General features: G+C 72.1%; 9 protein-coding genes. 2 read left to right on the top strand and 7 right to left on the bottom strand.

The window, feature by feature from the left end; all coding sequences use genetic code 11:
* Positions 1-17: 17 nt before the first annotated feature.
* The 6 genes from OJ962_RS16595 to OJ962_RS16570 all read right to left on the bottom strand — a co-directional run bounded on the left by OJ962_RS16595 (position 18) and on the right by OJ962_RS16570 (position 7130).
* Positions 18-770 carry a ribosomal RNA small subunit methyltransferase A gene (locus OJ962_RS16595; RefSeq protein WP_202956660.1) on the bottom strand — a complete coding sequence of 251 codons (753 nt, stop codon included), beginning with the start codon at positions 768-770 and terminating at the stop codon, positions 18-20.
* Between the two features lie 99 nt (positions 771-869).
* Positions 870-3035, bottom strand: coding sequence for an ABC transporter permease (locus OJ962_RS16590; protein WP_202956659.1), 2166 nt, complete (start codon positions 3033-3035; stop codon positions 870-872).
* Entirely contained in the window at positions 3032-3700 is a 669-nt protein-coding gene (locus tag OJ962_RS16585) for an ABC transporter ATP-binding protein (RefSeq protein ID WP_202956658.1), read from the bottom strand. The genes OJ962_RS16590 and OJ962_RS16585 overlap by 4 nt, the downstream gene beginning before the upstream one ends.
* Positions 3697-4218, bottom strand: a complete 522-nt coding sequence (locus OJ962_RS16580) for a PadR family transcriptional regulator (protein WP_202956657.1) — start codon at positions 4216-4218, stop codon at positions 3697-3699. The genes OJ962_RS16585 and OJ962_RS16580 overlap by 4 nt, the downstream gene beginning before the upstream one ends.
* 61 nt (positions 4219-4279) lie before the next feature.
* Complete coding sequence (locus tag OJ962_RS16575; protein WP_202956656.1) at positions 4280-6586, bottom strand: LamG-like jellyroll fold domain-containing protein; 2307 nt, start codon at positions 6584-6586, stop codon at positions 4280-4282.
* Positions 6587-6635: 49 nt separating this feature from the next.
* Positions 6636-7130 carry a hypothetical protein gene (locus OJ962_RS16570; RefSeq protein WP_202956655.1) on the bottom strand — a complete coding sequence of 165 codons (495 nt, stop codon included), beginning with the start codon at positions 7128-7130 and terminating at the stop codon, positions 6636-6638.
* 28 nt (positions 7131-7158) lie between these two features.
* Between OJ962_RS16570 and typA the strand changes: the two genes are divergently transcribed.
* The gene (gene typA, locus OJ962_RS16565) at positions 7159-8982 is read left to right on the top strand and encodes a translational GTPase TypA (protein ID WP_202956654.1); all 1824 of its coding nucleotides are present in this window, start codon (positions 7159-7161) and stop codon (positions 8980-8982) included.
* Between the two features lie 25 nt (positions 8983-9007).
* Positions 9008-10717, top strand: coding sequence for a PAS domain-containing protein (locus OJ962_RS16560; RefSeq protein ID WP_202956653.1), 1710 nt, complete (start codon positions 9008-9010; stop codon positions 10715-10717).
* On the opposite strand, the gene OJ962_RS16555 is transcribed toward OJ962_RS16560, so the two are convergent.
* Positions 10708-11858 (bottom strand): ABC transporter permease (locus OJ962_RS16555; RefSeq protein ID WP_270006486.1); only part of this gene is annotated, 1151 nt, incomplete at its 5' end. The genes OJ962_RS16560 and OJ962_RS16555 overlap by 10 nt on opposite strands.

Below are 11858 nucleotides of genomic sequence, written 5' to 3'. Positions count from 1 at the left end.
AGAACTGGCCGCGGAAGCTACTCCAAAGCGGTGAAGACCCGTGCGTACACCTCGGGCGGGACCGCGCCCGGGGTCGCGTCGCGCGGCAGCCCGAGCGCCGCCAGCGCAGACGGCCGCACGTTCAGCCGGCGGGCGAGCGTGTTGCCGCGTCCACTGAACGCGGCCGTCAGGAACGCGTCGTAGCGCGGGTAGGCGGCGGGCGAGAGCAGCGGCTGGGCGCGCGGGACGACCGTGAGCATGGCGCCGTCCACGGACGGGACGGGCCGGAACGCACGCGCGGGTACGCGACGGTGCACGGTGAGCTCGAACCATGGCGCCCACGACGCCGCGAAGCGCCCGCCGCCGGCCAGCCGCAGCGCCGCCTCTCGCTGCAGCACGACGACGGCGCGGGTGAGGCCGTGCGCGTCGGTGAGCAGCCGGCGGACGAGCTTGGTGCCGATCGCGTACGGCGCGTTGGACACCACGAGGAAGCGTTCCGCCGGGAACGGCACGTGCAGGGCGTCGCCGGCCACGACGGTCACGTCACCCCAGGCGGGGGCGCGCGAGCGGAGCACGCCCACCCAGCGCGGGTCGAGCTCGACCGCCAGCACGCGGTTCCCGCCCGCGGCGACGGCCCGCGTCAGCGCGCCGGCGCCCGCGCCCAGGTCGAGCACGAGCGCGCCCGGCGGCGGGTGCAGGGTCGCGACGATGTCGGCGACCACCTGTTGATCATGGAGGAAGTTCTGGGAGAGCGTGCGACGGCGTGCGTCGCCCGGGGTCCTGCGGGGCATGGCGCATCCTCGAGTTCATGGCCGCGCGAAGGCGGGCGCGGCCGGGCCGTGGGAACGGGGTGAACTCAGATGAAGATGTAGAACGCCACGAGCCGAAGACTACTCGGTTCTGAGTCCCTCTGGGCGCATCGTGCGGAACAAGACCGGCAGGCTCGCCGCGGTGACCAGCAGGACGACGACGGCGCCCGCGGCCGCCATCGCGAGCACGTCGGGCCAGGCCACGCGGATGCCCGCGTCGATCACGGCGAGCAGGATCGCGCCGAGCCCGATCCCGGTGGTCAGCGCGACGAGCAGCCCGAGGGCGACCGGCACCGCCGACTGCCACAGCAGCGACCACGACAGGGTGCTGCGCCGCGTCCCGAACGCGACGAGGACGGCGAGCAGCCGACGCCGCTCGCGCAGCTGCTCGAGCGCGGTCAGCAGCAGGCTGAAGCCGATCAGCAGCATCACGATCGTCGCCCCCGCGAACAGCGCGCGCCGCATGAGCGCGAACTGCGCGTCGGTCGCGATCCGCTCGACCTGGTTGACCGAGATCAGCGGATCGAGCTCCGCGGCGGCGTTGCGGACCGCGTCGTAGGCGCTCGGATCGGCGCGCACGAAGGCGAAGACCGCGACCGGATCGGATTCCGGCGCGCGGGTGGCGAAGACGCCGTCGCGCTTGGCGCCGCCCGGGTCCTGGCGGCCGCCGACGACCGTCGCCTCGGGGTAGCGCGCCTTGGCGGCGCCGGCGGGCCCGCCGGGCGGCGTGGTGAACGCGTCTCCGGGCCGGCAGTCGCCGATGCGCGCCAGCTCCCGCAGGGCCGCGCACGCACCGACGTAGACGCCCCCGTCGTACTCGGTCACCGCCGTCACCGACCGCACGCCGTCGACGCGCTGCAGCCGCCCGGCGACGTCCCCCGCGGTCACCCGCGGCGCGTCACGGATGAGCACGAGCTGCGCGCGGTCCGGGTCGGCACCGGTGTCGTCCTGGAAGCGGGCCTGGGCGCCGTGGAAGACCATCTGCAGCGCGATCGCGCCCGCCACCGCGACCGCGATCCCGGACACGGCCCGCGCGGCGCCGCCCGGGTCCAGCTGCAGGCGCCGAACGGCGAGCTGCCACGCCACCGTGCCGGCGCCGAGCCGTGCGACGACGCGCTCGACCAGCCACGGCAGCAGCACCGCGACGCCGATCAACAGCGCGATGATCCCGAGCGCGAGCTGAATCGCGTTGACGTTGTCCTCGTGCTGCGCCGTGGTCGGAAGCAGCACGACGAGCCCGCCCAACGGCAGCACGAGCCGCCACCACAGCCGGCGCGGCCGGCTCGCGCCCTGGTTGCGGACGACGCCGAGCGGCTCGGCGACGACGCGCCGCAGCGCGAGGAGCGAGACGAGCACCGCGGAGACGGGCACGCCGACCACGACGAGCGCGCCCAACAGCGGCGACGGCCGCACGTCGGAGCCGAACAGACTCAGGCCTTGGAACTCGACTTCGCTGACGAAGGCGCGCGCGACGACGAACAGCGCGATCCCGAACAGCACGCCGACGGCCGCGGCCAGGATCGCTTCTCCGGCCGCGATCCGGCGCGTCATGCGGTGGTCGGCGCCGACGAGCCGCAGCGCGGCCAGCCGCCGGTCGCGCTCCTCGCCACCGGTGCGCACCGCCGCGCCGACGACGGCCGCCACGGGGATCAGCAAGCCCACGAGCGCAATCACGACCAGCAGCACCAGCGCGGGGTCGAGCGGCCACCGCGGGCCGGTCGCGCCGAAGCGCTCGGCGCGCTGCACCGGGCCGCCGAGCTCGAGGTCGTCCGTACCGCCGTAGAACCCGAGCTCCGCCGGACCGACCAGGACGCGCCGATCGATCTCTCCGACGACGCGCCCCGGGAGCCGGGGCGCGAGCAGCCGGCGCCCGTCGGGCGTCGCCAGCAGCTCGGCGAGACCGGGCGTGACGTAGACCTCCCCCGGCTTCGGGAAGCGCGACAACCCTGGCGGGAGGGGCGGTCGCGGTCCTTCGGCCTGCAACAGCTGCCCCAGGATCTCCCGGCCCAGGAACTCGGTCTCCAGCGAGCCGACGAGCACCGTCTGCGCACCCGCCGGCCCTTCGGTCACGACCGGTTCGCGTGCCTGCTCGCGCGCCTCCTGCTCCGCGCGGACGGTGGGCAGCGAGGCGGCGAGCAGCAGCGCGGCCACGCCGAGGCCGACGCCGAGCGCGGTGAGCAGCGTGCGGACGATGCCCGTGCGGCCTCCGGCGAGCGTCAGCCGCGCGCCGAGCAGCAGCTCCCTCATGACGAGACCGTCTCGCGCGTGCGGCCGTCGCGCACGATGACCTCGCGGTCCGAGTACGCGGCGACGCGGGTCTCGTGCGTGACGAGCACGACCGCGGTGTTGCGCTCGCGCGCCGCGGCGGTCAGCAGCTCCATCACGCGCTCGCCGTTGAGCGAGTCCAGCGCGCCCGTGGGCTCGTCGGCGAACAGCACGCGCGGGTCGGTGACGAGCGCGCGGGCGACCGCGACGCGCTGGCCCTCGCCGCCGGACACCGTGCCCGGACGCTGCTTGGCCACGCCGCCGACCTCGAGCGCTTCCAGCAGCGCGTCCGCCCGCTGCTCGGCGACGCGCCGCGCGACGCCGTCCAGCCGCAGCGGCAGCGCCACGTTCTCCCGGCAGGAGAGCTCCGGCACGAGCTGGCCGAACTGGAACACGAACCCGAACTCGCTGCGCCGCAGCGCGCTGCGCTCGACGTCGCTCATGGACCCCAGGTCGCGCCCGTCGAACTCGACGGTCCCCTCGTCCGGCGCGATGATCCCGGCGATGCAGTGCAGGAGCGTCGACTTGCCCGAGCCCGACGGCCCCATCACCGCGACGACCTCGCCCGGCGCGATCTCGAAGTCCGCGCCCGCCAGCGCGGGCGTGATCCCGTAGGTCTTCTTCAACGCGCGCGCGGTGAGGATCACGCGACCACCGCCTCGAGCTCGTCGAGGCGCGCGGCCGTCAGCTCCAGCCAGCGCACGTCGGCTTCCAGGTGGAACAGCGCGTGGTCGCAGATCAGCACGTCGGCGATGTCGCCGTCGCGCCGCCGCGCCGTGAGCTCGCGCATCAGCCGCAGGTGCTCGGCGCGCTGCGCGTCCAGCAGCTCGTGCGCGCCGCGTCCGGTCAGCAGCGCGAGCACGACCTTGGCGTAGAGCGTCGACTGCAGGTAGGGCTCGGGCTTCTCCGGCTGGGCCAGCCAGCGTTCGACGTCGGTCACGCCGGCGTCGGTGATCGCGTAGCGCTTGCGCTCGGGCCCGGAGCCGGGCTCGACGCCGTCGACCTCCACGAGCCCGTTCTTGAGCAGCCGCGCGAGCGTCGCGTACACCTGCCCGTAGCTCAGGGGCCGGTCCGCCCCGAAGCGCTCGTCGTACGCGCGCTTGAGGTCGTAGCCATGTCGGGGGCCGGCTTCCAGCAGGCCGAGGAAGGTCGTTCCGATCGCCATGCCCACCACTATACACCGCGCGTATACGCGCGGTGTATAGCTGCGGCGGATACCGCTGTGCTTAGGGCTGGGTCGTCGACAGCGTGAAGGTCAGCGTCTTCGAGTACGTACCCGTGCGCAGCGGGTCGTTGCCGCCGATCTCCTGCGTGAACTGGACCGGGACGGGCTCGTTGGAGGTCGGCCCGTTCCAGGTCTTGACGACGCCGAGGCCGCCGAGTGGCTTGGCCAGGACGAACGCGCCGTTGACCAGGTGACCGGTGTTGCTCGCGCTCGGGTCGGCGACCGTCAGGGTCGCGTCACCGGCGGTGGAGACGACGGTCGCCGTCGTGGAGGCCGTGTAGGTCTTCGGCAGGCCCGGGACGAACGGCTCGAACGCGGCGGGCTTCCCGAGCGTCAGGGCCAGCGTCGCCGGCACGGTGCCGCTGACCTCGGTCTCCTCCTCGGCCGGGAGGTAGCGACGCTGCGTCAGCCACTGGTCCGGCGAGGTCGGGCGGTCGATGATGCGGGTCTCGCCGACGCAGCCGAACCAGCCGTTGCCGCCGGTCGCGCCGATCCGCCACGCCTTGTTGGCCGTGGCGAGGCCGACGGCGTCGATCGAGTTGCGCAGCACCGGCGCGCCGTCGACGTACAGCGTCGAGGTCTTCGACACCGGGTCGTTGACGTTGGCGATGTGCATCCAGCGGTCCGGCATGACCTCGCCCGACCAGTTGGTGCGCTCGCGGTAGCCGTTGCCGTCGGCCGAGATGGCCAGCGCGTTCCACTGGACCTCGCGCAGGTTCGAGATCGAGAGCGTGAAGGCCGGCTCGTCCCAGCTCCACCCCGGGTTGACGACGTTGGCGATCTCCCGGCGGGTGCCCTCACGGTTGAGCGCGCCCATCCACTGGTTGTTCGTGGCCGACCAGTTCGGGTCGATCTTGATGAACGACTCGACCGTGTAGCCCTGCGGGAACGCGTGCTGGTTGATCGCGGCGCCCGTGGCCGTGTTCATGAACGAGACGCGGCCGGCGTTGTTGTTCTGGAAGCACGCGCTCGCGCCGTTGGAGGACAGCAGGTGGTGATCGCTGGAGATCTGCAGGTCCGCCAGCGCGGCCGTGCCGGCGAGCGCGCCGCGGCGCATGTCGGCGCCGCCGGCGATGTCGGTGGCGGTGACGGTGCCCGGCTCCGGCGCGCCCAGCTTGGACTTGTCGAAGCGCCAGTGGGCGACGGTGCCCTCGACCTCGGGGTAGTCGGTGTCGTTGAGCGGCAGGCTCGGGAGCGTGGCGTCCGGCTCCTCGTAGCCCTCGACGACCTTGGCCTTGGCGGCCGCGAGGAGGTTGCCGTTGGGCGCCCCGAGCGGGCCGCGAGCGCCCTCGAAGCGCGCGAAGCGCTGGTCGAAGTCGATCGGCAGGTTGAGGTTGGCGCCCGGCTCGGTGCGGACGGCCTGGTCGAACTCCGGCACGATCGTGTTCTTCGGCTTCAGGCGGATCCACGGCGAGACGACCGCGGACTGGATGCGCTTGTTGGTGAAGTCGAACTCGAGCAGGCCGAGGTAGCCGTTGCCGCCGTTGTAGGCCATCTGGTAGTCCCAGACGATCTGGTCGACGCTGTTGCCGAAGGCGTTGGTCTTGCGCATGTGCGCGGCGCCGTGATTGTGGCCGTTGAGCGTCAGGAAGATCTGATCGTTGCCGGAGATCAGCCCATCCCACAGACGGCGGCCCTGCGTACCCTCGACGGCCGTGACGGCGTCGGACGCGATGCCGAGGATGTCGTGGGTCGTGAGGATCGTCGGCAGCGTCGGGTTGGCGGCGAGGATGCTCTTGGCCCAGTCGATGTCGGCCTGGTCCGGGTCCCACGACAGCGCTAGGACCAGGAACGTGCGGCCTTCAGCCGTGAACGTGTGCCACTCGTTCATGCCGGACGCGTCGCGGCCGCCGAACGTCGTCTGCGCGGCGGCGCGCGTGGTCGGGAAGCGGCGCGGGAACGGCTCCGTGGCCGGGTTGCCGGTGACGTCGTGGTTGCCGGCGAGGATGGAGTACGGCAGCTTGCCGGTCTCCATGACCTTCATCGCCTCGTCGGCGACGTCCCACTCGGCCGTCACGGTCGCGCGGTCGACGATGTCGCCGAGGTGCGTGACGAACGGGATCTCGAGGTTGGCCTGGTTGTCGACCAGCCACTTGGTCTGCTCGATGTACGGCTCGGTGCCGAACCGGTTCATGAACAGCTCGCCCGAGGCCGGGATCGAGTAGCGCGAGTAGAACTGCGTGTCGGGGAGCACGCCGAGCAGGAAGCTCGAGCGCTGGCCGTCCTGGGCCGATGCGCCGGCGGGGAACGCGGCGCACGCGAGAGTGGCGGCGGCCAGGGCAAGCCGCCGGGGGAGATTCATTCTCATAACGCCGCGACGCTATGCGGACCGTTGGTCCGGTTGCGTGACCGTCCGGTTACCGCACGAAGTACTTCACGCGCTGCTCCTTCCCCCGGTGCAGCCGCAGCAGCTCCGTGTCGTCGGCGCCCTCGCGCCGCCGCAGGTACCACAGCCCGACCGCGACGCCGACCAGCGCCCCGAACACGAGCCCGAGCCCGAACGCCGCGAACGTCGCGTCGCCTTCGTTGGGACCGTCGCGCCCGAACGGCGCCAGCCCGCCGGCGACGCCCATCGCGACGAACAGCAGCCGCCAGCCCGCGCTGCCGGCGAGCACCTTCGCGTCCTCGGGAGCGGGCTGCGCACGCCGCAAGCTCCCGCGCGTGCGCCAGACCGAGAACCCGGCCACGATCAGCAGCCCCGCGGCCATCATCAGCAGGAAGATCTCCACGACCTCGCCGACGTCGCCGTCGGCCTGCGCCCGCCACATGAGCAGCGGCACGCCGACCAGCGAGGCGGTCCCTAGCAGCAGCAACGTCCAGGCACGCGACTCCCGCGCCGGCATCAGCTCCATGGCGGGACTTCTACCCTAACCCGCGCTCATGCAGCTTCGCGAAGACCTCAGAAACGTGGCGATCATCGCGCACGTCGACCACGGGAAGACGACGCTCGTCGACGCCATGCTCTGGCAGTCCGGCGCCTTCCGAGACAACCAGGACGTCAATGACCGCGTCATGGATTCGATGGACCTCGAGCGCGAGAAGGGCATCACGATCCTCGCGAAGAACACCGCGGTGCGGCACGGGGACGTCAAGCTCAACATCATCGACACGCCCGGCCACGCCGACTTCGGCGGCGAGGTGGAGCGCGGCCTGACGATGGTCGACGGCGTGCTGCTGCTGGTCGACTCCTCCGAGGGACCGCTGCCGCAGACGCGCTTCGTGCTGCGCAAGGCGCTCGAGAGCAAGCTGCCGGTGATCCTCGTGATCAACAAGATCGACCGGCCGGACGCGCGCGTCGCCGAGGTCGTCGACGAGGTCTACGAGCTGTTCATCGACCTCGGCGCGACCGAGGAGCAGATCGAGTTCCCGGTCGTCTACACGAACGCGAAGGCCGGCACGGCCACGCTCGACCTGGCGCAGCCGGGCGAGAACCTCAAGCCGCTGCTGGATCTGCTCGTGGAGACGATCCCTGCGCCGAAGTACCAGGAGGGCATGCCGCTGCAGGCCCACGTCACCAACCTCGACGCCTCGCTGTTCGTCGGCCGCCTCGCGATCTGCCGCGTGCACAACGGCATCATCCGCAAGGGCAAGACGATCGCCTGGTGCAAGGCCGACGGCACGATCTCCAACGCGCGCATCACCGAGCTCTACATCACCGAGAACCTCGAGCGCGTGTCCGCCGACGAAGCGGGTCCGGGCGAGATCATCGCCGTGGCGGGCCTGCCCGAGGTGACCATCGGCGAGACGCTCAGCGATCCTGAGGACCCGCGCCCGCTGCCGGTGATCACCGTCGACGAGCCGTCGATCAGCGTCACCATCGGCATCAACCACTCGCCGCTGGCCGGCCAGGACGGCGACAAGCTCACCGCGCGCCAGATCAAGGACCGCCTCGACCAGGAGCTGATCGGCAACGTCTCGATCCGCGTGCTGGACACCGAGCGCCCGGACACCTGGGAGGTGCAGGGCCGCGGCGAGCTGCAGCTCGCGATTCTCGTCGAGCTGATGCGCCGCGAGGGCTACGAGATGACGGTCGGCAAGCCACAGGTCGTCATCCGCGAGATCGACGGCACGCGCCACGAGCCGGTCGAGCGCCTGACGATCGACGTCCCCGAGGACTACGTCGGCGTGATCACGCAGATGCTCGCGCTGCGCAAGGGCCGCATGGAGCAGATGATTAACCACGGCACGGGCTGGGTCCGGATGGACTATCTGGTCCCCGCCCGCGGCCTGATCGGCTTCCGCACGGAGTTCCTGACCGAGACCCGCGGCACCGGTCTGATGCACCACGTGTTCGACCGCTGGGAGCCGTGGGCGGGCGACATGCGCCTGCGCCAGCAGGGCTCGCTCGTCGCCGACCGCAAGGGCAAGACGGCGTCGTTCGCGCTGTTCAACCTGCAGGAGCGCGGCACGATGTTCGTCGAGCCGGGCGAGGACGTCTACGAGGGCATGATCGTGGGCGAGAACGCCCGCCAGGAGGACCTCGACGTCAACGCCGTCAAGGAGAAGCACCTCACCAACATGCGCTCATCGACGGGTGACGTGCTGGTGCGCCTCGTGCCCGCCCGCAAGCTCTCGCTCGACCAGGCGCTGGAGTGGGTGCGCGAGGACGAGTGCGTGGAAGTGACGCCCCATTCGGTGCGCCTGCGTAAGGTCGAGCTCGAACAGGTCGCGCGAGTACGAGCCGCGCGACGCCTTCGAGCGTAAAGATCGCCCTACACTCGCGCGGCAGATGCCCACCGGCCACCCGACCTTCGAGGCGTTGCTCGAAGCCGCACCCGACGCCATGGTGGGGGTGGACGCGGCGGGCGTCGCCGCGTTCGCGAACGCGCGGGCCAAGGAGCTGCTGGGCCGCGATCCCGTCGGTGCGCCGCTGGGCGAGCTGCCCGCCGGGCTGAACGTGTCGCGCTGCCCGATGGGCGAGTACGAGCTCGTCGTGCTGCGCACCGCCGACCCGCGGGCGCTGCGCGCCGTGCTCGACAACACGACGGCGGCGATCTTCCTCAAGGACCCCGAGGGCCGCTACCTGCTCGTCAACCGCGCCTTCGAGCGCCTGCACGGCAAGCCCGCCGCGCAGCTGATCGGCCGCCACGACCGTGAGGTGCTCCCGCCCGAGGTCGCCGACCGGATGCGCGTCGACGACCTGCGCGTGATGTCTTCGCGCGAACCGATCGAGCTCCAAGAGGAGGTCACGCACGGCGAGCACACGCGGACCTTCCTGTCGGTCAAGTTCCCGCTGATCGACGAGCGCAGCGGCGAGATCTACGGCGTCGGCGGGATCGCGACCGACATCACGCACCACGTGCGGCTCGAGGCGCGGCTGCGCGAGGCGCAGCGGCTGGAGGCGGTCGGCCAGCTCGCGGGCGGCGTCGCGCACGACTTCAACAACCTGCTGGCGGTCGTCGCCAACTACGCGGCGTTCGTGCGCAAGGAGCTGCCCGACGACTCGCGCACGGCGGGCGACGTGGACCAGATCATCGCCGCCTCCCGCCGCGCGTCCGAGCTCACGCGCCGGCTGCTGCTGTTCTCGCGCCGCCAGTCCGGCACGCCCGAGGTGCTCTCGCTGCGGCGCGTGATCGAGTCGCTGGAGCTGCTGCTGCACCGCACGCTCGGCGACGACGTCGATCTGCAGGTGGACGTCGACGACCGGTTGTGGGACGTCGAGGCCGACCGCAGCCAGCTCGAGCAGATGCTGATGAGCCTGGCCATGAACTCGCGCGAGGCCATGCCGGAGGGCGGGACGCTGCGGATCGAGGCCACCAACGCCGTCATGCGCGACCCGGACGGCCCGAGCTCACGCGCGGTGAAGGTCGTCGTGGCCGACACGGGCCGCGGCATGGCCAAGGAGGTCGCCGCGCACGCCTTCGAGCCGTTCTTCACCACCAAGGCCGTCTCCGGCCACGGCGTGGGCCTCGGGCTCGCGACCGTGTACGGGATCGTGACCAAGGCGCGCGGGCGGATCGAGCTCGAGTCCGAGCCGGGTCAGGGCACGACCGTGACGATCACCCTGCCCGCCGTGCGGCGGGCGTCCGACGACCATCCGTCCCCCAGCGCGCCGCGCGGGCGGGGCGAGACCGTGCTCGTCGTCGAGGACGCCGACGCCGTCCGCATGCTCACCGGCCGCATCCTGTACGCCGCGGGCTACCAGGTGATCTCAGTCGAGAGCGGCGCCGTCGCGCTCGAGCGGCTCGACGCCGCCGACGTGCTCGTCACGGACGTCGTGATGCCGGGGATGAGCGGCGTCGAGCTCGCGGTGCAGGCGCGGGAGCGGCGACCCGGCCTGCCGGTCGTGTTCGTCAGCGGCTACACCGGCGATACGCCGCTCGGCGGGACCGACGATCCGGTGACGGCGTTCCTGGCCAAGCCGTTCGACGGCGACGAGCTGCTGCGCGAGGTCCGCAGCACGCTCGACGCCGCCAAGGCCCGCGAGACTCATTCGTAGGCGAGCGCCTTCAGGACGTCGATGCGGGAGGCGCGGCGCGCCGGCATCGTGGCCGCGAGCATGCCCGCCAGGCCGGCGATCACGGCGACCACGAGCAGGCTGCCGACCGGGACGGTGAAGCTCAGCCCGTACTCGCCCAGCAGCTCCACGACCACCACGGCGAGCACGAGGCCGGCGGCGATGCCGAGCGTCGCGCCGATCAGCGCCGTGATCACGCTCTCGTGGCGGACCATGCGCCGGATCTGCCGGCGGCTGAAGCCGAGCGCGCGCAGCGTGCCGAGCTCCCGCATCCGCTCGAACGTGGAGAGCACGAGCGTGTTGACGATGCCGAACAGGCTGACGATCACCGCGAGCGCCAGCAGCACCCACAGGATCGCGAGCAGCATGCCGATCCAGGCCGTCTGCGCGTCGATGAACTCGTCCTTGTCCTGAACCTGGACGTTCGGGAACGCGGCGAGCGCGCCGGCGGGGACGTCCGCGGCGAACGTGAGCCGGTTGCGCTGCTGCTCGAACGCACGGTCGAAGGCGGCGTGGGAGATCGTGATCGGGCCGAGACCGAGCACGTCGAGGATGGCCGACTCCTCGATGCCGGAGACCTTCAGGTCGAGCGTGGTGCCGCCCATGGACTGGATCCGCAGCGGGCTGCCGACCTCCAGGCCGTGCTCGGTGGCGAAACCCTCGTCGACGACCGCGCCGTCGCCGGTGAGGCCGCCGTCGGTGAAGTCGAAGCGGTAGAAGCGCTCGATCGTCGCCGGGTCGACGCCGTTGATGCCCTCCTGGGCGCCGAACACGAGCCCGCCGTCCTGGCGGATGCTGCTGGTTGAGCTGGTCAGCGCCTGCTCGACCTTCGGGTCGATCGGGGACCAGCCGTCGGCGGCGGTGATGATCGTGTCCGCCTGAACGCGCCGCTCAAGCGCGCCCGAGCTCTCGTTCTGGAGCCCGGTCGCCACGACGGTGACGGCGGTGACGAGCGTGACGCCGATCGTCAGCGCGAGCGCGGTAACCGCCGTGCGGCCCGGGTTGCGCATCGCGTTGCGGCGGGCGAGCGTGCCGGCGGCGCCGCCGAGCGCGGCCGACGGGCCGCCGACGAGCCCGGCGAGGGCGCGCACGCCGCGAGCCGGCAGCCCGGGCTTCCGCGTGT

The organism is Solirubrobacter deserti, from assembly GCF_027587175.1.
GTDB lineage: Bacteria > Actinomycetota > Thermoleophilia > Solirubrobacterales > Solirubrobacteraceae > Solirubrobacter > Solirubrobacter deserti.
The sequence above is the reverse complement of the archived record's forward strand: the minus strand, read 5'-3'. Positions and strand labels throughout refer to the sequence as shown.

What these genes read in the sequence shown, in the direction of transcription:
- OJ962_RS16595 (WP_202956660.1), bottom strand. Translation starts at nt 770, where the DNA reads ATGCCCCGCAGGACCCCGGGCGACGCACGCCGTCGCACGCTCTCCCAG.
- OJ962_RS16590 (WP_202956659.1), bottom strand. Translation starts at nt 3,035, where the DNA reads ATGAGGGAGCTGCTGCTCGGCGCGCGGCTGACGCTCGCCGGAGGCCGC.
- OJ962_RS16580 (WP_202956657.1), bottom strand. Translation starts at nt 4,218, where the DNA reads ATGGCGATCGGAACGACCTTCCTCGGCCTGCTGGAAGCCGGCCCCCGA.
- OJ962_RS16575 (WP_202956656.1), bottom strand. Translation starts at nt 6,586, where the DNA reads ATGAGAATGAATCTCCCCCGGCGGCTTGCCCTGGCCGCCGCCACTCTC.
- OJ962_RS16570 (WP_202956655.1), bottom strand. Translation starts at nt 7,130, where the DNA reads ATGGAGCTGATGCCGGCGCGGGAGTCGCGTGCCTGGACGTTGCTGCTG.
- typA (WP_202956654.1), top strand. Translation starts at nt 7,159, where the DNA reads ATGCAGCTTCGCGAAGACCTCAGAAACGTGGCGATCATCGCGCACGTC.
- OJ962_RS16560 (WP_202956653.1), top strand. Translation starts at nt 9,008, where the DNA reads ATGCCCACCGGCCACCCGACCTTCGAGGCGTTGCTCGAAGCCGCACCC.